25 protein-coding genes and 2 tRNA genes are annotated in these 23,926 nt (G+C 68.4%); 19 read left to right on the plus strand and 8 right to left on the minus strand.

Annotation, left to right across the window (positions count from 1 at the left end):
- Positions 1 to 7 precede the first annotated feature (7 nt).
- From AC04ME_RS09065 to AC04ME_RS09075, 3 genes are all read left to right on the plus strand, one after another.
- Positions 8 to 661: a thymidine kinase gene (locus AC04ME_RS09065; protein WP_475434648.1), complete on the plus strand. Its 654-nt coding sequence runs from the start codon at positions 8 to 10 to the stop codon at positions 659 to 661.
- Positions 662 to 918: 257 nt separating this feature from the next.
- Entirely contained in the window at positions 919 to 1,641 is a 723-nt protein-coding gene (locus tag AC04ME_RS09070; protein ID WP_475434650.1) for a FadR/GntR family transcriptional regulator, read from the plus strand.
- Between the two features lie 10 nt (positions 1,642 to 1,651).
- Positions 1,652 to 2,911, plus strand: a complete 1,260-nt coding sequence (locus AC04ME_RS09075) for an alpha-hydroxy acid oxidase (protein ID WP_079113326.1) — start codon at positions 1,652 to 1,654, stop codon at positions 2,909 to 2,911.
- A 12-nt stretch (positions 2,912 to 2,923) separates the two neighbouring features.
- Here the strand turns inward: AC04ME_RS09075 and AC04ME_RS09080 are convergent, their stop codons facing one another.
- The 6 genes from AC04ME_RS09080 to AC04ME_RS09105 form a co-directional block, all read right to left on the minus strand.
- A complete protein-coding gene (locus AC04ME_RS09080; RefSeq protein WP_475434651.1) occupies positions 2,924 to 3,769 on the minus strand; it encodes a DUF1295 domain-containing protein in 846 nt (281 codons plus the stop codon).
- A 53-nt stretch (positions 3,770 to 3,822) separates the two neighbouring features.
- Positions 3,823 to 4,578, minus strand: a complete 756-nt coding sequence (locus tag AC04ME_RS09085; RefSeq protein ID WP_042539658.1) for an HAD-IIB family hydrolase — start codon at positions 4,576 to 4,578, stop codon at positions 3,823 to 3,825.
- Positions 4,575 to 5,051, minus strand: a complete 477-nt coding sequence (locus AC04ME_RS09090) for a VanZ family protein (RefSeq protein ID WP_475434654.1) — start codon at positions 5,049 to 5,051, stop codon at positions 4,575 to 4,577. The genes AC04ME_RS09085 and AC04ME_RS09090 overlap by 4 nt, the downstream gene beginning before the upstream one ends.
- 66 nt (positions 5,052 to 5,117) lie before the next feature.
- Positions 5,118 to 5,194 (minus strand) — tRNA-Pro (locus tag AC04ME_RS09095).
- A gap of 53 nt (positions 5,195 to 5,247) precedes the next feature.
- Positions 5,248 to 6,183 carry a metallophosphoesterase gene (locus AC04ME_RS09100; RefSeq protein WP_042539660.1) on the minus strand — a complete coding sequence of 312 codons (936 nt, stop codon included), beginning with the start codon at positions 6,181 to 6,183 and terminating at the stop codon, positions 5,248 to 5,250.
- On the minus strand, positions 6,180 to 8,768 hold the full coding sequence (locus AC04ME_RS09105) for a transglycosylase domain-containing protein (protein WP_042539662.1): 2,589 nt from the start codon (positions 8,766 to 8,768) through the stop codon (positions 6,180 to 6,182). The genes AC04ME_RS09100 and AC04ME_RS09105 overlap by 4 nt, the downstream gene beginning before the upstream one ends.
- A 78-nt stretch (positions 8,769 to 8,846) precedes the next feature.
- Between AC04ME_RS09105 and AC04ME_RS09110 the strand changes: the two genes are divergently transcribed.
- Complete coding sequence (locus AC04ME_RS09110; protein ID WP_042539664.1) at positions 8,847 to 9,071, plus strand: DUF4177 domain-containing protein; 225 nt, start codon at positions 8,847 to 8,849, stop codon at positions 9,069 to 9,071.
- Positions 9,068 to 9,526, plus strand: coding sequence for a RidA family protein (locus AC04ME_RS09115; protein ID WP_056373681.1), 459 nt, complete (start codon positions 9,068 to 9,070; stop codon positions 9,524 to 9,526). Before AC04ME_RS09110 ends, AC04ME_RS09115 begins: the two co-directional genes overlap by 4 nt.
- A 56-nt stretch (positions 9,527 to 9,582) precedes the next feature.
- Here the strand turns inward: AC04ME_RS09115 and acs are convergent, their stop codons facing one another.
- Entirely contained in the window at positions 9,583 to 11,550 is a 1,968-nt protein-coding gene (gene acs / locus AC04ME_RS09120; protein WP_309690408.1) for an acetate--CoA ligase, read from the minus strand.
- 412 nt (positions 11,551 to 11,962) lie between these two features.
- Here acs and AC04ME_RS09125 point away from each other — a divergent pair, with 412 nt between their 5' ends.
- The 13 genes from AC04ME_RS09125 (at position 11,963) to AC04ME_RS09185 (ending at position 23,148) form a co-directional block, all read left to right on the plus strand.
- Entirely contained in the window at positions 11,963 to 12,976 is a 1,014-nt protein-coding gene (locus AC04ME_RS09125; RefSeq protein WP_475434657.1) for a TadA family conjugal transfer-associated ATPase, read from the plus strand.
- A complete protein-coding gene (locus tag AC04ME_RS09130; protein WP_042539698.1) occupies positions 12,973 to 13,866 on the plus strand; it encodes a type II secretion system F family protein in 894 nt (297 codons plus the stop codon). Before AC04ME_RS09125 ends, AC04ME_RS09130 begins: the two co-directional genes overlap by 4 nt.
- A gap of 52 nt (positions 13,867 to 13,918) precedes the next feature.
- Positions 13,919 to 14,116 (plus strand): DUF4244 domain-containing protein, encoded by a 198-nt coding sequence (locus tag AC04ME_RS09135; protein ID WP_042539672.1) that lies wholly within the window; start codon positions 13,919 to 13,921, stop codon positions 14,114 to 14,116.
- Positions 14,116 to 14,460: a TadE family type IV pilus minor pilin gene (locus tag AC04ME_RS09140; RefSeq protein ID WP_367823533.1), complete on the plus strand. Its 345-nt coding sequence runs from the start codon at positions 14,116 to 14,118 to the stop codon at positions 14,458 to 14,460. The genes AC04ME_RS09135 and AC04ME_RS09140 overlap by 1 nt, the downstream gene beginning before the upstream one ends.
- A gap of 28 nt (positions 14,461 to 14,488) precedes the next feature.
- Positions 14,489 to 14,818, plus strand: coding sequence for a hypothetical protein (locus AC04ME_RS09145; protein ID WP_056373669.1), 330 nt, complete (start codon positions 14,489 to 14,491; stop codon positions 14,816 to 14,818).
- A gap of 97 nt (positions 14,819 to 14,915) precedes the next feature.
- Positions 14,916 to 17,774 (plus strand): type I DNA topoisomerase, encoded by a 2,859-nt coding sequence (gene topA / locus AC04ME_RS09150; protein ID WP_042539705.1) that lies wholly within the window; start codon positions 14,916 to 14,918, stop codon positions 17,772 to 17,774.
- Positions 17,771 to 18,400 carry a dTMP kinase gene (tmk, locus tag AC04ME_RS09155; protein ID WP_042539707.1) on the plus strand — a complete coding sequence of 210 codons (630 nt, stop codon included), beginning with the start codon at positions 17,771 to 17,773 and terminating at the stop codon, positions 18,398 to 18,400. Before topA ends, tmk begins: the two co-directional genes overlap by 4 nt.
- A 90-nt stretch (positions 18,401 to 18,490) precedes the next feature.
- Positions 18,491 to 19,648 (plus strand): DNA polymerase III subunit delta', encoded by a 1,158-nt coding sequence (locus AC04ME_RS09160; RefSeq protein WP_309690395.1) that lies wholly within the window; start codon positions 18,491 to 18,493, stop codon positions 19,646 to 19,648.
- Positions 19,645 to 21,201, plus strand: a complete 1,557-nt coding sequence (locus AC04ME_RS09165; protein ID WP_475434661.1) for an alpha/beta hydrolase — start codon at positions 19,645 to 19,647, stop codon at positions 21,199 to 21,201. The genes AC04ME_RS09160 and AC04ME_RS09165 overlap by 4 nt, the downstream gene beginning before the upstream one ends.
- A 51-nt stretch (positions 21,202 to 21,252) precedes the next feature.
- Positions 21,253 to 21,328: transfer RNA gene (locus tag AC04ME_RS09170), tRNA-Thr, on the plus strand.
- A gap of 85 nt (positions 21,329 to 21,413) precedes the next feature.
- A complete protein-coding gene (locus AC04ME_RS09175) occupies positions 21,414 to 21,995 on the plus strand; it encodes an isochorismatase family protein (protein WP_475434663.1) in 582 nt (193 codons plus the stop codon).
- Entirely contained in the window at positions 21,992 to 22,519 is a 528-nt protein-coding gene (locus AC04ME_RS09180; protein ID WP_475434665.1) for a DUF1697 domain-containing protein, read from the plus strand. The genes AC04ME_RS09175 and AC04ME_RS09180 overlap by 4 nt, the downstream gene beginning before the upstream one ends.
- Complete coding sequence (locus tag AC04ME_RS09185) at positions 22,516 to 23,148, plus strand: peptidoglycan DD-metalloendopeptidase family protein (protein ID WP_475434667.1); 633 nt, start codon at positions 22,516 to 22,518, stop codon at positions 23,146 to 23,148. The genes AC04ME_RS09180 and AC04ME_RS09185 overlap by 4 nt, the downstream gene beginning before the upstream one ends.
- A gap of 8 nt (positions 23,149 to 23,156) precedes the next feature.
- On the opposite strand, the gene AC04ME_RS09190 is transcribed toward AC04ME_RS09185, so the two are convergent.
- Entirely contained in the window at positions 23,157 to 23,357 is a 201-nt protein-coding gene (locus tag AC04ME_RS09190; RefSeq protein WP_475434669.1) for a hypothetical protein, read from the minus strand.
- Between the two features lie 25 nt (positions 23,358 to 23,382).
- Here AC04ME_RS09190 and AC04ME_RS09195 point away from each other — a divergent pair, with 25 nt between their 5' ends.
- Entirely contained in the window at positions 23,383 to 23,904 is a 522-nt protein-coding gene (locus AC04ME_RS09195; protein ID WP_042539721.1) for a CGNR zinc finger domain-containing protein, read from the plus strand.
- Positions 23,905 to 23,926: the final 22 nt, after the last annotated feature.

The following is a 23,926-nucleotide window of genomic DNA, read 5'->3' on the forward strand; positions in this document are numbered from 1 at the left end:
CTCCCCGGTGGCGAAGCTCTACTTCCGCTACGGGGCGATGAACTCGGGCAAGTCCACCTCGCTGCTCCAGGCCGCGTACAACTACGAGGAACGCGGTCAGCACGTGCTGCTCGCCAAGCCCGCGATCGACACCAAGGGCGCATCCGAGATCGCGAGCCGTCTGGGCGTCACCCGAGAGGTCGACTTCCTCATCGCCCCCGATGTCGACGCCCGTGCGCTGTTCGCCGAGCATCGGACGGCGGTGCGCAGCGCGGCTGCAGGTGAGCACCTCACAGGTCGAGCGCTCGACGTCGCGTGCCTTCTGATCGATGAGGCGCAGTTCCTCACCTCTGAGCAGGTCGACGATCTCTTCCGCATCGCGATCGAAGACGGCATCCCGGTGATCGCCTACGGGATCCGCAACGACTTCCTCACCCACGCGTTCCCCGGCTCCGCGCGGCTGCTCGCCATCGCGCACTCTCTCGAAGAGCTGAAGACCATCTGCCGCTGCGGGCGCAAGGCCGTCTTCAACGGCCGGGTGGTCGGCGGGCGCTTCGTCTTCGACGGCGATCAGGTCGCCATCGACGAGGGCGCCGACGGGTCGGCGGCGCCGGAGATCACCACGTACGAGTCGCTGTGCGGTGCGTGCTACCTCGAGGAGTCCGGCGGGCGCCTGGGCTGAGAGCCCGCTCGACAACCCGGCGCAGCGCGTCCGGTGGATGCTGTGCGCTGGTTCTGTGTGCCGTGACGACGGGCTGCCGTCCACAGTTCAGCATGAGCTCTCGCGGAATCACGCGCCGCGGCCCGATGCGGCCCCGATCGCGGTGTTCCTGCTGAATTGTGGACGGCGATTGCGTGGTCTGACCACACGCGCTACTGTGGTCAGACCACACAGGGCGCCTTGCTGACGCCACCGAACGCGAACGACGAGGAGAGTGGATGCCGGAGCAGCCTGCTCGCGCCTGGCGCCTCGTGCTCGAGCACGTCGAGCGAGATCTCCTCGACGGGCGAATCGGCCCCGGCGATCGACTCGCCTCCGAACGCGACCTCGCCGCCGACCTCGGGGTCGGCCGCTCCAGCGTTCGCGAGGCTCTGCGCGTGCTCGAGGTGATGGGCCTGATCCGCACGTCCACCGGCTCAGGGCCGCAGTCCGGTGCGATCGTGATCGCCACGCCGACCGGCGGCATGTCGACGCTGCTGCRTCTCCAGGTCGCCGCACAGGGATTCCCGCTCGCGGATGTGGTGCAGACCCGTCTGCTGCTCGAAGACGCCGTGGCCGCCGCGCTGGCAGGTCAGGATGCCCCCGATCTCGTCGGCGCGCACCGAGTGCTCGAGGCGATGGACGCCCACGCGCTCACGCCCGCCGAGTTCCTCGCGCTCGACGCACAGCTGCACCTCGCACTCGCCGAGTCCAGCGGCAACACCGTGGTCGCGGCGATCATGGCGGGGCTGCGCACGGCGATCGAGTCGTATGTGCAGCAGGGCGCCGCCGCGATCGACGACTGGGGCGCCATGGCTGACGTCCTCCGCGCCGAGCACCGGGCCATCATCGACGCCATCGAAGCGGGCGACGCCACGACGGCCCGGTCCCTCGTGCGCGCACACATCACCGGCTACTACACCGCGGCGGGGCTGACCCGCAGCACCCGACCCACTGACTGAGAGGAAAGCCATGGTCCAGCGCCAGGTTCCCAACCCCGCAGAGCTTCTCGACCTGATGAAGTTCAAGAAGCCCGAGTTCAACGGCAAGAAGCGCCGTCTCGACTCGGCGCTCACGATCGAAGACCTGCGCACGATCGCGAAGCGTCGCACCCCGAAGGCGGCGTTCGACTACACCGACGGCGCGGCCGAGGGCGAGCTGTCGCTCACGCGTGCTCGGCAGGCGTTCCAGGACGTGGAGTTCCACCCCGGCATCCTTCGTCCGGCTCCGTCGGTGGATACCTCGGTCGACATCCTCGGCGGCCCGTCGGCTCTGCCGTTCGGCATCGCCCCGACCGGGTTCACGCGTCTCATGCAGACCGAGGGCGAGGTCGCCGGTGCGGGGGCCGCAGCGGCGGCCGGCATCCCGTTCACGCTGTCGACGCTCGGCACGACGTCGATCGAGGGCGTGAAGGCTGCCAACCCGCACGGCCGCAACTGGTTCCAGCTCTACGTCATGCGCGATCGTGAGATCTCGTACGAGCTCACCCGTCGTGCAGCGGCAGCGGGCTTCGACACCCTGCAGTTCACGGTAGACACGCCTGTCGCCGGCGCGCGGCTGCGTGACAAGCGCAACGGCTTCAGCATCCCGCCGCAGCTGACTCTCGGCACGATCATCAACGCGATCCCTCGGCCATGGTGGTGGTACGACTTCCTCACGACGCCCAAGCTCGAGTTCGCCTCGCTAAGCACCACCGGCGGCACGGTCGGTGAGCTGCTCGACGCCGCCATGGACCCGACCATCAGCTACGACGACCTCGCCGTGATCCGCGACATCTGGCCCGGGAAGATCGTGATCAAGGGAGTGCAGAACGTCGAGGACTCGATGCGGCTGCGTGACGCCGGCGTCGACGGCATCGTGCTCTCCAACCACGGCGGGCGCCAGCTCGACCGCGCGCCCATCCCGTTCCACCTCCTTCCCGAGGTCCGCAGGGCGGTGGGCGACGACTTCACCGTCATGGTCGACACCGGGATCATGAACGGCGCGGACATCGTGGCGGCGGTGGCGCTCGGCGCGGACTTCACCCTGATCGGTCGCGCCTATCTCTACGGCCTCATGGCGGGTGGGCGTGCGGGTGTCGATCGGACGATCGAGATCCTGCGCACCGAGATCGAGCGCACCATGCGGCTTCTGGGCGTCGCCTCGCTCGCCGAGCTCGAGCCCTCGCACGTCACGCAGCTCACCCGCCTCGTGCCGGTGACGCGCACGGCCTCCGACGCGGTGGTGCGCTGACGTCCTTCGGAGTCAGGCCGCGGGCTCGGTGACCGGCCGCGCCCGCGGCGGCCAGGGGATGAGCATCGACGTGCTGCGGCGATAGTCGGCGTACGCCGGGTACTTTCCTGCAGTGATGGACTCGGTGAAGATCGTCGACCCGACGAACAGGACGCTGAGCAGGATCGGGCCGATGATCGTCCAGTTGATCGCGCCGCCGAGAAAGCCTGCACCCGATGCCACGGCGGCGCTCGCCCCGATCGCGTAGAGCACCCACCACTGGCTCTGCTCGAAGAAGAAGTTGGGGTGGCGGCTGTAGCGGAACAGTCCCTCCGTGGCGAAGCCAGGGGCCAGTGTGCCGCCGGCCTGCTTCTTTCGCCGGTGGAACTCCCACTGCTCGCGGTCGGCGAGCGTCTCGCCGACCAGCAGCGCGAGGAAGAGGGCGCCGAAGACGAGGTCCCACGCGTTCAGCGGGGCGGGGTTCTGCAGCGCGATCTCGGCGGGCAGAGTGATCAGCACGAGCAGCGTCATCTGGTAGACGACGATGAACAGCAGATTGAAGATCTGGAACTGCCAGGGTTTCATCCGGCGCCGCAGGATCGCCCATCGGTAGTCCTCCATGCCGGCGTACCCGCCCTTGCGGGCGAAGTTGAACGTCAGCCGCACACCCCACGCGGTCACGAGGGATGCCATCAGCACCAGGCGACCGGCATCCTCGCCGCTCGCGATGGCCGATCCCGCGAAGATCCAGAGGTAGACCACGGGCACGATCGACCACGCACGGTCCACCCAGGAGGTGTCACGGGTCACGAGTGAGAGCAGCCAACATGCCGCGCTCGCGACGCCCGCGGTCCAGACGACGATCAGCAGCGGTTCCATACCGACATGCTAGAACTCCTCCGCGCGGGGTGCGCGGATGCTGACGTCGAGGGTCAGAGAGTCCGCAGAAGCTCGTCGAGCTTGTCGGCGGTGTCCTCCCAGCCCTCCACGGCCACGGAGGGCACTCCGATCGCCAGCACGGGGTAGTCGTTGCCGCCCTCGTCGAGCCGGTCGCCGTAGAAGAGCATCGAGCCGAGCGGGATGCTCGTGTGCTCGGCGAGCTGCTTCATGCCGAACGCCTTGTCGATGCCGGCGAGGGTGATGTCGATCGAGGTCGAGCCGCCGGATCGCACCTCGAGGTCGGGGAGTCGCGCGGCCACGGCGTCTCGAAGCGCCTCACGTTTCGCACCCGATGGGTCCCAGTCGTGTTTCGCCTCGCGGGGAGCCTTCTGCCCGAGCGCCGAGAAGGTGATCTGAGATCCTCGGTCTTCGACGATCTCGCCCCAGGGCTGCGCCTCCCAGAGTCCGAGGCGCTCCGCCTCTTCGCGCAGTGCGGTGAAGGCGTCGGACTTCTGCTCGGCGGTGAGGTCGTGGGCGTAGAGAGGTGAGAAGTCCGAGCCGTCGTGCCGCAGGTATCGGGTGCCGCAGGTCGGCAGCAGATGCAGACGTGCGGCGGACTCGTCATCGATGGCTCCGAGCCGAGCGACCACCTGTGCGCGGAACTGCGCCTCGTTGCCGCCCGAGATGATCGCGACATCGACCTTCTGCAGCAGCGCGAGCAGCAGCGAGACCATCCGCGCGTCGATGGGCTCTTTCGACGGGGCGAGGGTGTCGTCGAGGTCGAAGGCGACGAGTGCAGGCGAGGTCATGATGCCTCCAGCGTAGACGGGCGATGCTGAGAGAGACGCGGTGCGAAGAGCAGCGTGCCGATGATCGCGAGGGCGACTCCGATCAGGGCGCCGCCGGAGTTCGCGACCACGTCGGTGAGGGTGGCCGCACGGTGGGGCAGCACGAGCCGCTGGAGAACTTCGATCGAGAGCGATAGCGCCGGTCCGAGCACGATCGCCAGTGGCCAGAAGCGGCGCGGCACGAGGAGGAACGCGAGGATGCCGATGGGCACGAACACCAGCACGTTGGCGATGATCTCCAGGCGCGTGAAATCGAGAGACTCCCACCCGAGGCGGTGCGCGGAGGAGAGCACGAGATCGAGCAGGTTCGGCATCGACTTCTCGACGCGCTCGGGCGTGAGTGTGAGCAGCGCCAGACCGACGAAGAACGGGATGCCGAGAGCGAGCGCGATACCGCGGGTGAGCCGGCGCGGGGGAGGGAGCAGACGACTCACACGGTGCCTTTCACCTCGGGACGGATACAGAGAAGGCCGCCCGTGAGGACGGCCTTCCGGTGTTACTGGTCGGGGTGACAGGATTTGAACCTGCGACCTCTTCGTCCCGAACGAAGCGCGCTACCAAGCTGCGCCACACCCCGTTTTGCAACCCTCCGAGTCTACAGCGAAAAGCTCTCAGCACCGAATCGAGGCGTCAACCGCGCGCCGTCAGCGTGAGCAGCGTCGCCTCCGGGCGGCATGCGAATCGCACCGGTGCGTAGATCGAGTGCCCGCAGCCGGCGCTGACGTTGAGCGGAACCGTGCGGTCGCCCTGCGTCCACGTGCTGAGGCCCTTCGCCTGCTTCAGAGGGATGTCGCAGTTCGCGACGAGAGCACCGAATCCCGGCAGACAGACCTGGCCGCCGTGCGTGTGACCGCCGAAGACCGCATCGGCACCGAGGTCGACGAAGCCGTTCAGTACGCGCTGATACGGCGCGTGGGTGACCCCGAGCACGGTCGTGTCGGAGGGTCGCGGTCCGAGGGAGTCGATCGCCCCCGGCAGATCCTCGAGGCGATCCCAGTCGCAGTGCGCGTCGCTCACGCCGAAGAGGTCGAGCGGGTTGCCGGCGACCGTGAGCCGCGCAGCGGCGTTGTTCAGACTCGTCCATCCGAGCTCGTCGGTGAAGTAGGCGTCCATCGCATCGGTGTCGAGGAAGTTCAGCTCTCGCGGTCGCTCCGACGGGCCCGCGAAGTACCGGATCGGATTGCGCGGCGACGGGCCGATCACGTCGTTCGAGCCGTGCACGAAGACGCCGGGGATGCCGGCGAGGGGCTCGAAGGCTCGGCGAATCCCCGTGAGGCCATCGCGATGCCCCAGGTTGTCGCCCGTGTTGATGATGAGATCGGGCTTCAGCTGCGCGAGCGAGGCGAGCCAGTCCTGCTTGCGATGCTGCCACGGAGCCATGTGTGCATCCGAGATGTGCAGCACGCGCAGCGGGGCTGAGCCGGGCGCGAGAGCGGATGCCGTCGCCTCGCGCACCGTGAACAGGTAGCGCTCGATGCCGATGCCCCAGACGGCGGCCGCAGCACCAGCGGCCCCCACCGCGCCGAGCGCGATGAGGGCCGGGTGTGCCGCATGGCGTGACGTCACTTGCAGCTGACCTTGATGGAGGTGCTCTTGGTGGTCGCGGTGTTCGCTGCCGGGTCGGTCGAGGTCACGGAGGCGTTCTGTCCGTTGCACGATCCGTCGAAATCGATCGACGAGAACCCTGCGCCGAACAGCGCGCTCTGCGCTTCGGACTTCGACTGCCCGGTGATGTCCGGCACGGTCGCACCCTGGCCATTGCTGGGTGAGATCGTGATGGTCGCGCCGCTGGGGGCCTGTCCGGACGGGTCCTGAGCCATGATCACGTCACCTGCGGGGCCGTCGACGGCCGGGCCGACGGCTGCGGTGAAGCCCGCTGCTTCGATGAGCGAGCTCGCCTCGCCGACCGACTTGCCCACGACATCGGGAACGTCCGTCAGCACCTGACGAACGAGCTTGTCGTCGGGCCGGGGGAACTGGTCAGCGGGGTAGACGGCATTCGCGGCTCCCTGGATCGCCCTGGCGAGACCGTAGCGGATGTCGCCGAGTCGGGTGCCATCGCCGTTGCGGAAGTCGTTCAGCGGCACGCGGCCGTCGATGTTCCCCACCCACACCGCAGTGGTGACCTTGGTGCTCGACTCGACGAGCATCGTGTGCTCCTTCTCGGCGGTACCGGTCTTGCCGATCAGCTGGGTGCCGTCGAACGGGTTCGCCCGCGTTCCCGTGCCGTTCCCCTCCATCACGCCGCGCAGCGCGAACGCCGCGGTGGCTGCCACCTCGGGAGTGAGCTGCTGGGAGCAGTTCTGCGCAGGAGGCGTGATCTCCGCTCCGTTCTCACCGATGACCCGGTCGATCACGCGCGGCTCGCAGTAGACGCCGTTGTTGGCGACAGTCGCGTAGGCGCCTGCCATCTGCAGCGGGGCCACGCTCTTCGAGCCGAGGACCGTCGGGAACGGATCGTTCGGGGCGGTGTTGGAGGTGGTTCCACCGACCGTGATGTCATCGCCGTTGCCGTAGTGGACGCCGAGCCTCTTGGCGACCTCGTTGATGTCGCAGAGGTCGAGCTGCTGCGCCATCGCGAGGAAGCCGGTGTTCAGCGACTGCGCAGTGAACTGCCGAACGCTGCCCACCGACCCGCCTGAGTTCCCGAAGTTGTTAATCTTGGCGCTGTTCGTGACCCTGTCGCCGCACTTCGTGAAGGGGCTGAAGGTCTTGAGGCGGCCGTCGAGCACCTGGTTCACCGAGTGTCCTGACTCGAGCCAGCTCAGAAGGGTGAAGAGCTTGTACGTCGATCCGGTCTCGAACCCGTAGGTCGAGCCGCCGTGCGCCTTGTCGGCAGCGAAGACCTGTGAGGTCTCGCCGGCGGCGAGGTTGGCTTCGGTCGTCTCGTTGAAGACGGTGTTCTGGGCCATCGCGAGGATGCGACCGGTGGATGCTTCGACCGACACTCCGGTGCCGCCGACCAGGATCCCGGGCATCGCCTGCGGGACCTGCGACCTCACCGCGTCGATCGCGGTCTGCTGCACGCGCATGTCGAGCGAGGTGTAGATCTCCATGCCTCCGCGACGCAGGTTCGCGCGACGCTCCTCCGCGGTGGCGCCGAAGGCCTCGTCGTTCTCGATGACGGCCTTCACGTACTGGCAGAAGTAGGCGTTGTCGCCTGCGGCCCCGCAACCCTGCTGGGGCTCGCTGAGCACCGGGGTGATCGGCGTGGCCACAGCCTCGTCATGCGCGGCCTGCGTGATCTTGGCGTCGAGCAGCATCCGGTCGAGGACGTAGTCCCTGCGGTCCTTCGTGTCCTTGTAGCCGTCGGCATCTCCGTTGTGCGCCACTCCGGCGTCATCGGTCCAGATCCCGCCCGGGCGGTCGATGCGGAACCTGTTGGGCTCCTGGACCATGCCGGCGATCGTGGCCGCCTGAGCGAGGGTGAGGTTCGCCGCGGTGGTCGAGAAGTAGCGGTTCGCTGCGGCTTCGATGCCGTAGATGGTGCCGCCGAAGTTGGCGATGTTGAGGTAGCCGAGAAGGATCTCGTTCTTCGAGTACTCCTTCTCGATCTTCAACGCGTAGCGCATCTCCTGCAGCTTGCGCTCGACGCCCTCGCCGCCCTTCGCGACTGCCGCATCGAGGAAGCACTGTTCGATCTGCGTCGAGTAGTCCTCGGCTCCGGGGTCGACGTCCTGTTCGCACTCCTGAACCTGGACGTTCTTCACGTACTGCTGGGTGATCGTGGAGGCGCCTCGATCGGTCGTGCCCGCGACGTTCCCGACTGCGGCCTTGATCGTCGCGCCGAGGTTGATCCCGCCGTGCGTGTAGAAGTTCTTGTCCTCGCTCGAGAGGATCGCGTCGTACATCACGGGTGCCACCTGGTCGTAGGCGACCGGGATGCGCTTCTGCTCGTAGAACGACGCCAGAGCGACGGGGTTGCCATCGAGACCGGTTGCGTAGATGGTGGACTGCTGCATCGGAGCGCCGACCTGGAGGTTCTCGGGGAGGTCCTCGAAGATGGTGAGGGCCTGCGACCCGGCGATACCGGTCATGGCGAGCACAGGGGTGACGCTGGCCGCGACGAGGAGACCGGCGACGGTGCTCAGCCCGACGAGTCCGAGGACTCCGCCGAGCGCACCTTTCACCGTGCGATTCTTTTGAGGCATACGCTAGATCGTAGGGGAGTTCCCTGAATACCGCCTTTGACGCAGCCGCCATCGCGGATGCCGCCAGACAGGAGAGCCATGACCACGTGGGAGTACCTCACCACCCCGCTGCTGATCCACAACACCGCTGCGATCCTCAACAACTGGGGCAAGCAGGGCTGGGAGCTCGTGCAGGTCATCCAGGGGCCCGAGGGCGGGCTCGTGGCCTACTTCAAGCGTCCGGTGTCGGCGGATGCCGCAGGCAACGCCGGTCTCGCGGCCGCTGCCGAGGCGTCGCGCCAGTTCGAAGGGGGCGCCGCGTGAGCCTCTCTCAGCGTCTGACCGAGCTCGGCATCGAGCTTCCGGCGGTGGCGGCACCCGTCGCCGCCTACGTTCCGGCGGTCGTCCATGCCGGGCTCGTCTACACCTCCGGTCAGCTGCCGTTCACCGCAGGTCAGCTTCCTGCGACGGGCAAGGTCGGCGCCGAGGTCAGCGCTGAAGACGCGAACGAGTACGCCCGCACCTGCGCGCTGAACGCCCTCGCTGCGGCCGCCGACGCCGCCGGCGGGGTCGACAGGATCGGCGGAGTGCTGCGGCTCGGCGGGTTCGTGGCGTCCACGCCCGACTTCACCGGCCAGCCCGGCGTCATCAACGGTGCGAGCCTCGTGCTCGGCGAGATCTTCGGCGACGCCGGTCGTCATGCGCGCGCGGCTGTCGGCGTGCCGGTGCTGCCGCTCGACAGCCCGGTCGAGGTCGAGGTCACGTTCATCCTCGCCTGACCCGAACATGAAGAACGCCCCCTCCCGGATCGGGAGGGGGCGTTTCTGCATCCGCCCTATTTGACCTGAGCCGAGATGATGCTCATCACGGCGGTGTCTGCGAGGGTCGTGGTGTCGCCGACTTCGCGGCCCTCAGCGACGTCGCGCAGCAGGCGCCGCATGATCTTGCCCGAGCGGGTCTTCGGCAGCTCGCCGACGATGTACACGTCGCGGGGGCGTGCGATCGCACCGATCTGCTCGCCGACCCAGAGGCGCAGCTGCTGAGCGAGACCGGCAGGGTCATGGGCCGAGAGGTAGCTCTCCTTGATGATCACGAATGCGACGACCGCCTGGCCCGTGGTCTCGTCGGCGGCGCCCACGACGGCGGCCTCTGCCGTCGCCTCGTGAGCGACGAGCGACGACTCGATCTCGGCAGTCGAGAGGCGGTGGCCCGAGACGTTCATCACGTCGTCCACCCGCCCGAGCAGCCACAGGTCGCCGTCATCGTCGAGGCGAGCGCCGTCGCCCGCGAAGTAGTAGCCCTGCTCCTCGAACTTCTCCCAATACGTCTCCTTGTAGCGCTCAGGGTCGCCCCAGATGCCACGCAGCATGCTCGGCCACGGCTCGGTGACCACCAGGAGGCCGCCGTTGCCGTTGCCCACCTCGGCGCCGGTCTCATCGACGACGTCGATCGAGATGCCGGGGAGCGGAACCTGCGCGGAGCCCGGCTTGGTCGCGGTGACGCCGGGGAGCGCCGAGACCATGATCGCGCCCGTCTCGGTCTGCCACCAGGTGTCGACGATGGGGGTCTTGCCCGCACCGATCACGTCGCGGTACCAGATCCAGGCCTCGGGGTTGATGGGCTCGCCGACCGAGCCGAGCAGACGCAGCGACGACAGGTCGAACTTCGCGGGGACGCTGCGGCCGATCTTCATGAACGAGCGGATCGCGGTCGGCGCAGTGTAGAAGATCGAGACCTTGTACTTCTCGATGATCTCCCACCAGCGGCCGGGGTGCGGGGCGTCGGGTGTGCCCTCGTAGATCACCTGGGTCGCGCCGTTCGCGAGCGGGCCGTAGGTGACGTAGCTGTGCCCGGTGATCCATCCGATGTCGGCCGTGCACCAGTAGACGTCGGTCTCGGGGTGCAGGTCGAACACGTACTTGTGCGAGTACGCGGCCTGGGTGAGGTACCCGCCCGAGGTGTGCAGGATGCCCTTGGGCTTTCCCGTCGTACCCGAGGTGTAGAGGATGAACAGCGGGTTCTCGGCGGGGAAGGCCTCGGCGGTGTGCTCGGGCGACGCGGCAGGAACAACCTCGTGCCACCAGAGGTCGCGGCCGTCCTGCCAGTCGACCTCGTTCTCGCCGCGCTTGACGACGAGCACGTGCTCGACGGTCTGCTGCTCGCCGTCTCCGCGGTCCGCGAGGGCCTGGTCGACGGCCGGCTTCAGCGCCGAGACGCGGCCCTTGCGGTATCCGCCGTCGGCGGTGATGACGAGCTTGGCGCCCGCGTCGTCGATGCGCGACCGCAGGCTGTCGGCGCTGAAACCGCCGAACACGACCGAGTGGATGGCTCCGACGCGAGCGACGGCGAGCATCGACGCGACCGCCTCGGGGATCATCGGCAGGTAGATCGCGACGCGGTCTCCGTGGCCGACGCCGAGGCCCTCGAGCACGTTGGCGACGCGCTTGACCTCGTCGGTGAGCTCTGCGTAGGTGATGGTGCGTGAGTCGCCCGGTTCGCCTTCCCAGTGCAGGGCGACGCGATCGCCGTTGCCCGCTTCGACATGGCGGTCGAGGCAGTTGTAGGCCACGTTCAGCTCGCCGTCGTCGAACCACTTCGCGAACGGAGGGGTCGACCAGTCGAGCACACGGGTGAACGGCTTGTGCCATTCGAGCAGTTCGGCGGACTGCGCGGCCCAGAAGGCCTCGCGGTCTGCAGCAGCGCTCTCGTACAGCGCGGGGGACGAGACCGACTGCGCGACGAACTCCTCGGAGGGCGGGAACTGGCGGGTCTCATCGAGAAGATGATCGATCTGGCTGCTCATCGGCAGGCGCTCCTTTGCGGCGTGGCAGGTCGTGCGGGCATGAACGCGTCTGCACGCGATCAGGTCAGGGCGAATCTAGCCTCGGGCAGGGACATCGCATACTGCCGAAAGTAGGTAGTCCGGCCGGTTTTGTCAGGACGGTCGCCTTGCGTACACTCGACGACAGCCGAATTATCATTCTGGCCTTGGCGTGCCCGATTCCCCCATGAGGGACGCCGTGGGCGGCATCTCATTCCCCCCGTGAGATGCCGCCCTCTCTTTTTCGGGAGCGCTCCCACGTCGGGCTCACTCCTCATGTCCGTCTTCGCGACCTGCTCTGCACGCTGAACGCCCGGGCGGGGTTGCCCACAGACGCCGTCCGAGCCGCTCGACGCGGGGGTCGCGCGCTGAGCGCGGCGCCTAGCTTCGGGGGATGCCCGATCCCTTCGTCATCCAGCCGCGCGGCACGTTGCCTCTCGTCGACGGCGCCGAACGGGGTGGTCGCACGCCGCTGCAGGTCGATCCCGTCTTCGGTCCGCTCGCAGAGCACTGCGCCGACGACGAGGTCACCGACATCTTCGTCAACGGCGCCTCAGGGCTGTTCATCGACCGGGGGCGCGGCGCCGAGGCGGTGCACGGGTGGAGCGCGTCCGAGCGGGAGGTTCGCGATCTCGCGGTCGCGCTCGTCGGTCTCGGCGGTCGCCATCTCGACGACCAGGCACCGTGCGTCGATGTGAGGCTCGAGTCCGGCATCCGGGTGCATGCCATCCTCGCGCCCATCTCGACCTCGGGGACGGCTCTATCGATCCGTGTGCCCAGAGTGCGCGCCGCGGATCTCGATGCGTTGGCGGAGCTCGGCGCCTTCGACGCCAGGCAGCACAGCTGGCTCCTCGGTCTGGTGGCTGAGCGCGCCAACATCCTCATCACCGGCGGCACCGGCACAGGCAAGACGACTCTGCTGTCGGCGCTGCTGTCGGCCGCGCCGACCTCCGAGCGCATCGTCACGATCGAGGACGTCGCCGAGCTGCGCCCGCAGCACCCCCACCATGTCGCTCTCGAGGCGCGACAGCCGAACCTCGAGGGCGCCGGCGGCATCAGTCTCGCACGGCTGGTCCGCGAGTCGCTGCGCATGCGCCCCGACCGTCTCGTGGTCGGTGAGTGCCGAGGCGAGGAGGTGAGGGAGCTGCTGACAGCTCTGAACACCGGACACGATGGCGGCGCCGGAACCCTCCACGCGAGCGGTCTGAGCGATGTGCCGGCCCGGCTCGAGGCACTCGGCGCGCTCGCATCCATGGACGCCACGGCGCTCGCGCGCCAGGCGGTGAGCGCGTTCACGATCGTTCTGCACCTCGACAGGGCGCCCGGAGGGCGGCGACGCATCGCGCAGGCGGGGGTGCTCGCGCTCACTGGAGACCGGCTGGGCATCGAGGAGGTGCGACCGTGGTGAGCGCTCGACGGAGAAGCGCCCCCGACGCCGGAACAGACGCGGCGACCGCGGTGCAGACGCTCGCCGTGCTGCTGCAGGCCGGAGCGGTGCCGTTGGTCGCCTGGAGGCACCTCGCCTCGATCGGCGACGCGCACGCCGCATCGGTTGTGGAGCGAGTCGACGGCGGCGTCTCGCTCATCGCCGCGATCGAGGCCGAGGGCGGCCCGTGGCGAGACCTCGCTGCGGCGTGGGAGGTGGCGACCACCGTCGGGGCGCCTCTGGCCGATGTGCTGCGCATGATCGCGGAGACGCTTCGCGACGCCGCGTCCGCCGCCGATGATGTGCGCATCGCTCTCGCTGAACCGGCGGGAACCGCGCGGCTGCTCCTGTGGATGCCGTTCGCCGGTCTGCTGCTCGGTTTCGCCCTCGGCTTCGACACTCTCGGTGTCATCTTCGGGACGCCTGCGGGAGCGGCCTGCGTCGTGGCCGGGCTTCTCCTCGTGCTCGCTGCCCGAGGCTGGACGAACCGACTGCTTCGGAACGCGCGACCCGAGCCGGGCACTCCGGGGATGCAGGCGGAGCTCATCGCCGTCGCTCTCTCCGGCGGCGCCTCCATCGATCGGGCCCTGCGCCTCGTCGCGGAGAGTCCCGCGTCTCATCGCGGAGATGACGCGCGAGTCCGCGCGGTGCTCGAGCTGTCGCACGCCGCGGGGGTGCCGGCCGGCGAACTCCTCCGCGCCTCCGCCGGGCAGGAGCGGCACGCATCCCGCATCGACGGCCGCCTCCGCGCGGCGAAGCTCTCGACGACGCTGCTGATCCCGCTCGGAGTCTGCACGCTGCCGGCATTTCTTCTGCTGGGAGTCGCCCCGCTGCTGCTGAGCGTGCTCCTCTCGACCCCGCTGCCGCTCTGACGGCCGCCGACCACAGGATGCACGCGCATCCGCACACGGAAAGAAGGAACCCATGAACACACTCCCTCCGCTCACTCGGCGCCGTTCCGCGACGCTGTTCGGAGACGACAGCGGCGCCGCCACCGCCGAGTACGCGATCACGACGATGGCCGCCGTGGCCTTCGCCGGGCTGCTCGTCGTCATCATGAGGTCGGATGAGGTGCGCGGCATCCTCACCGACCTGGTGCGTCGGGCGCTCACGGTGTCGTGATGAGCGCCGATCGTGACGGCGAGCGGGGGTCGGTGGCCGCCGAGCTCGCACTCGCGCTGCCCGCGGTGGTCCTCACTCTTCTGCTCGGGGCCGGTGCGCTGGGCGCGGCCGCTCGTCAGGTCGCGCTCCAGGACGCATCGGCCGACGCCGCGCGCCTCCTCGGCCGAGGGGAGGACGCGGGCCGGGCCTCACATGCGGTGTCGACCGCGGTTCCTGGCGCCGGAATGTCGAGCAGCTCATCCGGAGACCTCGTCTGCGTGAAGGCGCACGCCGACGTCGCGATCGGCGGCTTCGTCCGGATCCCGCTGCAGGCGTCCAGCTGTGCACTCTCCGGAGGACTCTGATGTCGACCATCGCAGCGGAGGGCGGCTGATGGCGGGCTCTGCTCTCGCGGCCGGTGTTCTCTCGGTCGCAGCGGTGCTCTCGCTGGGGCTCGCCGCGGTCGGGGGAGCCGCCGTCACGGCGCAGCGGGCTGCGGGGGCCGCCGACGCCGCGGCGCTCGCCGCGGCCGACGCGGCCAGCGGTGCGATCGTCACGGCCGACGACCCGTGCGCCCTCGCCGCGCGGGTCGCGGCTGCCTCAGGCGCGGCCCTCACCGAGTGTGCCGTCGAGGGCTTCGTGGCGACTGTGCAGGTGAACGCGGCGTACGCTGGACTCGCTGCCGTCTCCCGAGCCCGTGCTGGGCCACCCGAGGGATCCTGACGGCGGCACGAGCACTTTCCGGCGAAAATGCAGGCGACCACTGTGACCAACCCATCACGGCGGTGTGTATGGTGTGCTTCGAAGAAAGGACGCTCCCTTGGCTGAAGGCAAGAAGCTCGTCATTGTCGAGTCCCCGACGAAGATGCGGTCGATTCAGGGATACCTCGGCGATGGCTACGAGGTGCTCAGCTCCGTCGGCCACATCCGCGACCTCGCAGACAAGAAGGACATCCCCGCCGCCGACAAGCAGGCGTACGGGAAGTACTCGATCGACGTCGACAACGACTTCGATCCCTACTACGTCGTCTCCGATCGCAAGACGAAGACCGTCGCCGAACTCAAGCGTGCGCTCAAGACCGCCGACGAGCTCCTGCTCGCCACTGATGAGGACCGCGAAGGCGAGGCCATCGCCTGGCACCTGCTCGAGACTCTGAAGCCGAAGGTCCCCGTCAAGCGCATGGTCTTCCACGAGATCACGAAGGACGCGATCCAGGCGGCCATCGGCAACACCCGTGAGCTCGACACCGACCTCGTCGACGCGCAGGAGACCCGCCGCATCCTCGACCGGCTGTACGGCTGGGACGTCTCGCCCGTGCTCTGGTACAAGGTCAAGACGGGCCTGTCTGCCGGACGCGTGCAGTCCGCCGCCACCCGCATGATCGTCGAACGAGAGCGCGAGCGCATGGCGTTCGTCTCCGCCGAGTACTGGGACGTCGAGGCGCTCGCCTCGTCGTCGTCAGCATTCAAGGTTCGTCTTGTGCGTGTCGACGGCGGCCAGCTCGCCCGAGGCACCGACTTCGACGACAACGGAAAGCTCAAGAAGGCCGTCGTCATCCTCGACGAGAAGCAGGCCGCTGAGCTCGCACTCGCCGTCGACGCCGCCGGCACAGGCTCGGTCACGAAGGTCGAGGCGAAGCCGGGAACCCGCAGCCCCTACGCGCCGTTCACCACCTCCACCATGCAGCAGGAGGCAGGCCGCAAGCTCTCGATGAGCGCCAAGCAGGCGATGAGCGTCGCGCAGCGGCTGTACGAAAAGGGTTACATCACCTATATGCGAACCGACTCCGTCGCGCTGAGCACCCAGGCCGTGCAAGCCGCTCGCAGCCAGGCCGTCGCCCTCTACGGCGACACCGCGGTGCCGCTGAAGCCGCGCGCCTACAAGTCGAAGAGCAAGAACGCGCAGGAGGCGCACGAGGCGATCCGTCCCTCGGGCGAGAACTTCCGCACCCCGAAGTCCGTCTCCTCGGAGCTGGACCGCGAGGAGCACCGTCTCTACGACCTGATCTGGAAGCGCACCGTCGCCAGTCAGATGGCCGATGCGAAGTACGAGACCACGACCGTCACCATCGCGGTCGACGCCGCGGGGCGCAACGCCGAGTTCACCGCGTCCGGCACCGTGTACACCTTCAAGGGCTTCCTCGAGGCCTATGAAGAAGGACGCGACGAGAAGCGCAACGACAGGGACACCGACGAGAACCAGTCGCTCCCGGTCGTCGCCGTCGGCGACGAGCTGCGCATGTCGGAGTCCGAGGCCAAGGGGCACCGCACGACCCCCAAGCCGCGCTATACCGAGGCATCGCTGGTCAAGGCACTCGAGGAGCACGGCATCGGCCGCCCCTCGACGTTCGCCAGCATCATCGGCACGGTGATCGACCGTGGCTACGCGACCAAGCGCGGCCAGGCCCTCGTGCCGACCTGGCTCGCGTTCAGCGTGGTCCGTCTGCTCGAAGAGCATTTCGCCGACCTGATCGACTACGACTTCACCGCGGCGCTCGAAGACGACCTCGACGCGATCGCGCGAGGCGAGCAGAAGCGCGTCGAGTGGCTGCGTTCCTTCTATTACGGCTCCGATTCGCACGTCGGCCTGCGTCAGACCGTCGACAACCTCGGCGAGATCGATGCGCGGGCGCTCAACTCCACGCCCATCACCGACACCGCCACGCTGCGCTTCGGCAAATACGGTCCCTACCTCGAGGTCGCGAACCCCGAGGCGCCCGACGAGAAGCCGCGCATCGTGAACGTGCCCGAGGATCTCGCCCCCGACGAGCTGACCGCTGCGAAGGCGCAGGAGCTCATCGACGCGCCGGTCGCCGGCGACCGGGTGCTGGGCACCAACCCGGACAACGGCAAGATCGTCGTCGTCAAGGACGGACGCTTCGGTCCCTATGTGCAGGAGAACGACCCGGTGTCCGAAGATGCCGCCGTCGACGAGGCGACCGGTGAGGTCGTCGACGCTCCCAAGCCGAAGCGGGGAGCCAAGAAGGCGGCCGCGCCCAAGCAGCGCACCGCCTCACTCTTCCGCTCGATGTCAGTCGACACGATCGACCTCGACACCGCCCTGCAGCTGCTCAGCCTGCCGCGGGTCGTCGGCGCCGACCCCGAGAGCGGCGAGGAGATCACCGCACAGAACGGCCGATTCGGTCCGTACCTGAAGAAGGGCACGGACTCCCGATCGCTCGAGAGCGAGTCGGAGATCTTCGACGTGACGCTCGAGAAGGCGCTCGAGATCTACGCGCAGCCGAAATACGGCGCAGGGTCCCGCCGTGCGTCCAGCGCGCTCGCCGAGTTCGAGGCCGACCCCGTCAGCAACAAGCCGATCCGCATCCGCGACGGTCGCTTCGGTGCCTACGTCACAGACGGAGAGACGAACGTGACGATCCCTCGCGGTCAGAAGGTCGAAGACATCACGTTCGAGATCGCCGTGCAGATGCTCGCCGACAAGCGCGCCAAGGGCCCGGCCCCGAAGCGCGGTGCAGCCGCGAAGAAGGCGCCGGCCAAGAAGCCGGCCGCGAAGAAGCCGGCGGCCAAGAAGCCGGCCGCGAAGAAGCCTGCGGCGAAGAAGGCGCCGGCCAAGTCGACCGGGACGGATGCCGAGAAGGCCGCCGCGCGGTCTGCAGCAGCCAAGAAGGCCGCGGCGACGCGTGCCGCGAACGCCGCGAAGAAGGCCGGTTCGTGACATCAGGTCCCGGAATCTGGATCACCCTCGAGGGCGGAGACGGATCGGGGAAGACCACGCAGTCGAACCTCCTCGCCCAGTGGATGACGGATGAAGGGCGAACCGTCGTGCGCACCCGCGAGCCCGGCGGGTCGGAGGTCGGCCAGCTGATCCGAGACATCGTGCTGCACCATCGTGGGGACATCGCGCCGCGTGCCGAGGCTCTTCTCTACGCCGCCGACCGCGCGCATCACGTCGCGACGGTCGTCCGGCCTGCTCTCGCCCGCGGTGAGGTCGTGCTGCAGGATCGCTATCTCGACTCATCCGTCGCCTATCAGGGCGCAGGGCGAGTGCTCGACGGCGACGAGATCCGCGACCTGTCGCTGTGGGCCGCCGAGGGCGCGCTGCCCGACCTCACCGTGCTGCTCGACCTCGACCCCGAATCGGCGCGTGTGCGACTCGACTCGGCTGACAAGCCCTTCGACAGACTCGAAGCCGAGAAGAACGAGTTCCACGCGCGAGTCCGCGACGCGTACCTCGCTCTGGCGCAGGCCGAGCCGGATCGTTTCCTGGTTCTCGACGCCGCAGCGACGCCCGAGGTCATCGCCGAGCAGATCCGCGAGCGGGTCGCCACGCTGATCGGCTGAGCCTTCCGCACAGCACGCCGTCCGCCTGGGCGCCCCTCGCAGACGGGGACGGTTGCCGCGCACGTCGGTGCTCCCGATTAGGCTGAGGGCATGCCCCAGACTGTCGCCGCACCTTTCCCGTGGGCCGATGTGTGGGGACAGGATGCCGCGGTCGACACGCTTCGCAACGCCGCATCCGATCCCTCCGCGCTGTCGCACGCCTGGCTCATCACGGGTCCGCCCGGGTCGGGGCGCTCCACGCTCGCGCACGCCTTCGCCGCAGCGCTCGTGGCGGACCACCCCGATGACGAGGCGTCGATGCGTCAGGTTCTCGCGGGAACGCATCCGGATGTGACGGCATTGCGCACCGACAAGGTCATCATCACGATCGCGGAGGCTCGTGCGCTCGTCGAGCGCTCGTACTTCGCCCCGTCTGCCGGCCGCTATCGCGTGATCGTGGTCGAAGACGCCGACCGCATGGTCGAGCGCACCTCCAACGTGCTGCTGAAGGCTCTCGAAGAGCCGCCAGAGCAGACGGTCTGGATACTCTGCGCCCCGAGCGAAGCCGACCTGCTGCCGACCATCCGTTCGCGCGTGCGCTCACTGCGACTGCGCGAGCCCGATGTCGCAGACGTGGCACGTCTGATCACGCTGCGCACAGGGGTCGATGAGGGCATCGCCGAGCAGGCCGCTCGTCATGCGCAACGGCACATCGGCATGGCCCAGCGACTCGCCACCGATGAGGCTGCCCGCCGCCGCCGTGACGAGACCCTGCGGTCTGTGCTGGGGGTTCGCGGTGTCAGCGACGCCGTCGAGGTCGCCGGCCGCATCATCCAGGCGGCCACTGACGACGCCAAGGCGCTCACCGCCGAGCGCGACGCGGCCGAGCGCGCATCCCTGCTGCGTATGGTCGGGATCGCCGAGGGGCAGGCCGTTCCGCCGGCCCTGCGCACGCAGATCTCCGCGCTGGAGGACGACCAGAAGAAGCGTGCGACCCGAAGTCTGCGTGACGGGATCGACAGAGTCCTCACCGATCTGCAGTCTCTCTTCCGTGATGTCGTCATGCTGCAGTTCGGCCGAGACGACGAGCTGATTAATCGCGAGCTTCGTGAAGACCTGGCCGCGCTGGCTGCGGCCTGGCCGGAGACCCGTACTCTTGTCGTACTCGACCACCTTGCCGACACACGCCAGTCGCTGGAGCGCAACGTCGCACCGCTGCTCGCCCTCGAGAGCTTGCTCGTGACTGTCACGAGCGGGAGGACACCGTGAACAATCGACCGACTTCCCGCATCCGACGTGCCGTCGCCGTGATCGCCAGCCTCGCCGCGGCCTCGGTCGCCCTCTCCGGGTGCCTGTACTCGATGATCCCCGAGCAGGCCGAGCCGAAGCCGTCCACCACGAACGCGCCAGACACCGACGGCGTGGCAGAAGACCTGCTGCCGTTCTACGGCCAGACGCTCACCTGGAGCGAGTGCGGCACGGGGTTCGACTGCACCGAGGTGACCGCTCCGCTCGACTGGGAGAACCCGGGCGAGGGCGAGATCACCCTCTCCGTCGTGCGCCACCAGGCGACGGGAACGGCTCAGGGCTCACTGCTGACGAACCCCGGTGGTCCTGGCGCCAGCGGCGTCGAGCTCATCCGCGACAGTCTCGACTTCGCGGTCGGCGCCGATCTCATCGAGAACTACGACGTGATCGGATTCGACCCCCGCGGCGTCGGAGAATCCACCGCAGTGACGTGCTTCGACGCTGCAGGCATGGACGACTACCTCTACACGATCCCCGCAGGCAAGCGGGGGAGTGCGGAGTGGGAGGCCGAGCTGCTCGAGGCCCACAAGGAGTTCGCCGACGCGTGCGAGGCGAACAGCGGCGGCATCCTGCCCTACGTCACCACGATCAACGCCGCACGCGACATGGATCTGATCCGCGCGGTGCTCGGCGACAAGCAGCTGAACTACCTCGGCTACTCCTACGGCACTTTCCTCGGTGCGACCTACGCCGACCTGTACCCCGAGAAAGCGGGCCGGCTCGTGCTCGACGGCGCGATCGACCCGGCCGTCTCGGGGCTCGATGTCGGTGCCACCCAGGCGCTCGGATTCGAATCGGCCCTCCGCGCGTACATGCAGAACTGCCTCGACTCGGGCGAGTGCCCGTTCAACGGCACGGTCGACGAGGCCATGGCCGATCTCGGTGCACTGCTCGCGAGCGTCGACGCGTCTCCGCTCGAGAACGGCGACGGGCGCATGCTCGGCGCGGACTCGCTGATGACCGCGATCATCGCCGCCCTGTATTCGGCGGACAGCTGGCAGTACCTCACGCAGGCGCTCGACGAGGCCCTGCAGGGCGATCCGACGACGGCGTTCTTCCTCGCCGACTTCTACAACGGACGTGAGAACGGCACCTATCTCGACAACTCGAGCGAAGCCTTCCGGGCATACAACTGCATGGACTATCCCGTCGAGGACGACCCGGCGGCCGAGGCGGCGACCGAGAAGAGGATCGCCGACGGCGCACCGACCATCGCTCCGTACTGGAACGGTCCCGACTCCTGCTCGGTGTGGCCCTACCCGCCGACCGGGACGCGAGGCGAGATCAACGCCGAGGGTGCGGGCCCGATCCTCGTGGTCGGCACGACCAACGATCCGGCGACCCCGTACGAGTGGTCCGAGTCGCTCGCCGAGCAGCTCGACGAGGGCGTGCTGATCACCCGCGTGGGCGAAGGCCACACCGGATACAACAAGGGCAACACGTGCGTCGACAGCGCCGTCGAGGCGTTCCTCCTCGACGATGTCGTGCCCGAGAGCGACGTCCGCTGCGAGTGATCGTGGCTCGATTCGCGGTGCGGCTCCGGAACGGGTAATATCGATGATCGCGCCGCTTTAGCTCAGTCGGCAGAGCATTTCACTCGTAATGAAAAGGTCGTCAGTTCGATTCTGACAAGCGGCTCCAGCAGGCCCCGTGATGTGAACAACATCTCGGGGCCTTTTGGTTTCCTGCCTTGGGGAGACCCGCGAGGGCGGCGTACGCTCAGACCATGAGCAGAGCGCTTCTGATCGTCGATGTGCAGAACGACTTCACCGAGGGCGGCGCTTTGGCCGTCGACGGCGGGGATGCCGTGGCATCCGCTGTCTCAGCGTTCCTCGCCGCACACGCGACGGAGTACGACGTCATCATCGCCTCGCGCGACTGGCACGACGCTGAAGGCGACAACGGTGGCCACTTCGGAGAGGCGCCGGACTACGTCGACACGTGGCCCGTGCACTGCGTCGCAGGCACGCCCGGCGCCGATTACGACCCGCTGCTGGTGACCGATGCCGTCACGCACCATGTGCACAAGGGGCAGGGTCGCCCCGCCTACTCGATGTTCGAGGGCGCGACCGAAACGGGAGACACCGTCGGCGCGATCCTCACCGCCGCGGGTGTCCTCGAGGCCGACGTCGTCGGCATCGCCACGGACCACTGCGTGCGGGCCTCTGCGCTCGACGCGGTGGCGCACGGAGTCCGAGTGCGCATCCTCACCGACCTGATCGCGGGTGTCGCACCGGAGCCGAGTGCGGCGGCTCTCGCAGAACTCGCCCATGCGGGTGCCGTGCTCGTCGAGAGCGACTCTGCGTGACACGCAGCGTCCTGCTACTGCGAGCGGTCAACGTCTCGGGCCGCAATCGAGTGCCGATGGCACAGCTGCGCGAGGTGCTCGCTCCGGTGCTGGGTGAGGTCTCGACCTACATCGCGAGCGGGAACATCGTGTGCGACCATCCGGATGATCCGACGTCGGTGAGCGCTCGGGTCCGGGAGCTGATCGCCGACGAGTTCGACGTCGACACCCCCGTCATCCTGAGGACTCACGACGACCTCGTGCACGCCCTGGACGCGCATCCGTTCGGCGGAGCGTCGGAGAAGCTGCTGCACGCGATGTTCCTCGAGGGGCCGGCCGCGCCCGGGGCCGTCGAGGCACTGCAGGAGCGGCTCGTGCCGGGGGAGCGGATCGCACTGGTCGGCGACGATCTGTGGATCGACTACGCCGAGGGCGGTGTGCACAGCACGAGGCTCACCAAGGCCGTCCTCGATCGTGCGCTCGGCGTCGCAGGCACGGCGCGCAACCTCCGCACGGTCCGGAAGCTCGCCGAGCTGACCGCATGAGCGAGAGGGAGTCGTTCACGTTGGCCCTGCCCTTCACGGGGCGGTGGATCGTGCAGAACAGCCCGGCGTCGCGCGTCCCCAGCCACGGCACAGAGCTGTTCGGCAGCTCGCACGCGATCGATTTCGTGCCGGTCGACTCGAGCGGTCGCAGCGCGCCTCGCACTCTCGGGAGCATGTTCGGGACCGAGCCTGCTGCCGCGTTCGTCGGCTTCGGACGTCCGATCCTCGCGCCGGTGTCGGGCGAGGTCGTGCGGGTTCACGATGGGGAGCACGACCATGTCGCCCGGCGCTCGTTCGGTGCGCAGCTGCGGTACGCGCTGACCCAGCGATCGCGTGTCCGCGCGGGTGCGCCGGGGATCGCCGGAAATCACATCGTCATCCGTCGTGGTGACGCCCTCGTGCTGCTCGCCCATCTGCGGGCAGGGAGCGTGAGGCCGCGGCTCGGCGATCGAGTGTCGGTGGGGGAGGTGATCGGCGAATGCGGCAACTCCGGGAACAGCACCGAACCGCATCTGCACGTCCAGGTCTCGGACTCGATCGAGCAGGACGGCCGGGGGATCCCGCTCGCCTTTCTCCGCGAAGGAGAGCAGGACTGGGTGCCGCGGAACGGCGAGATCGTCGCTGTCTGATCAGTGGTTCAGTCCGAGGTCTCGCGGCTGATCGCCGAGGGAGGCATCAGCGGGTGCGCCTGCAGGTCGACGCGTTGCGTGCCGCAGCCGGCGCAGCGGACGTACACGACGACGCCTTCGCTGGTCGGATGCCGCGAGTCGGCGACCCAGGCGTGCTCGTGTGCGGTGGCGGTCTGGCGAGGGATCGGCAGAGTGTGCAACGTGGTCATGCATCCAGCGTGATGTAATGGCCTTATGCATCTCAACCCTTACGGTGAGTATGCGGTTCTCCTGGCCGCGTCGCTCGCCGATGACTTCCCCGTCGATCGAGCGGGAATCGAGGAGCGCACCCTCGAGATGGGGATGACGATGACGTTCCCTCCCGCCGCCGACGACCATGAACGGGTCCGAGAGGTGGTCGACGACTGGCTGCGGATCGTCGACGCGGCGGACCCGGACTCTCGCGCGGAGATCCTCAACGCGCAGATGGCGGAAGCTGCGGCATACCCGCGCCTGACGAACCACGACGGCGAAGGCTGGCACCTGCACTACCGCGACGATGTGCGATCTCTGCCGTATGTGCTCCGGGCCGTCTTCGCGGTCGGCACGTCGCTGCACCTCGTCACCCGCGGCATGGACCGACTGGGTCGCTGCGAGGCCTCACCCTGCACGAACGTGGTCGTCGACGTGACCCGCAACGGGCGGCAGCGATTCTGCTCCGTGCGCTGTGCGAACAGAGCGGCGGTCCGGCGTCACAGGGCGCGCGCTGGCGCCTGACACCGGACCGCCGGCAATTCAG

The organism is Microbacterium sp. LjRoot205, from assembly GCF_056175745.1.

Coding starts and splice junctions, on each gene's coding strand:
- AC04ME_RS09075 (WP_079113326.1), top strand. CDS start 1,652: ATGGTCCAGCGCCAGGTTCCCAACCCCGCAGAGCTTCTCGACCTGATG.
- AC04ME_RS09080 (WP_475434651.1), bottom strand. CDS start 3,769: ATGGAACCGCTGCTGATCGTCGTCTGGACCGCGGGCGTCGCGAGCGCG.
- AC04ME_RS09085 (WP_042539658.1), bottom strand. CDS start 4,578: ATGACCTCGCCTGCACTCGTCGCCTTCGACCTCGACGACACCCTCGCC.
- AC04ME_RS09105 (WP_042539662.1), bottom strand. CDS start 8,768: ATGCCTCAAAAGAATCGCACGGTGAAAGGTGCGCTCGGCGGAGTCCTC.
- AC04ME_RS09110 (WP_042539664.1), top strand. CDS start 8,847: ATGACCACGTGGGAGTACCTCACCACCCCGCTGCTGATCCACAACACC.
- acs (WP_309690408.1), bottom strand. CDS start 11,550: ATGAGCAGCCAGATCGATCATCTTCTCGATGAGACCCGCCAGTTCCCG.
- AC04ME_RS09125 (WP_475434657.1), top strand. CDS start 11,963: ATGCCCGATCCCTTCGTCATCCAGCCGCGCGGCACGTTGCCTCTCGTC.
- AC04ME_RS09135 (WP_042539672.1), top strand. CDS start 13,919: ATGAACACACTCCCTCCGCTCACTCGGCGCCGTTCCGCGACGCTGTTC.
- AC04ME_RS09140 (WP_367823533.1), top strand. CDS start 14,116: ATGAGCGCCGATCGTGACGGCGAGCGGGGGTCGGTGGCCGCCGAGCTC.
- AC04ME_RS09145 (WP_056373669.1), top strand. CDS start 14,489: ATGGCGGGCTCTGCTCTCGCGGCCGGTGTTCTCTCGGTCGCAGCGGTG.
- AC04ME_RS09160 (WP_309690395.1), top strand. CDS start 18,491: ATGCCCCAGACTGTCGCCGCACCTTTCCCGTGGGCCGATGTGTGGGGA.
- AC04ME_RS09175 (WP_475434663.1), top strand. CDS start 21,414: ATGAGCAGAGCGCTTCTGATCGTCGATGTGCAGAACGACTTCACCGAG.
- AC04ME_RS09185 (WP_475434667.1), top strand. CDS start 22,516: ATGAGCGAGAGGGAGTCGTTCACGTTGGCCCTGCCCTTCACGGGGCGG.
- AC04ME_RS09190 (WP_475434669.1), bottom strand. CDS start 23,357: ATGACCACGTTGCACACTCTGCCGATCCCTCGCCAGACCGCCACCGCA.
- AC04ME_RS09195 (WP_042539721.1), top strand. CDS start 23,383: ATGCATCTCAACCCTTACGGTGAGTATGCGGTTCTCCTGGCCGCGTCG.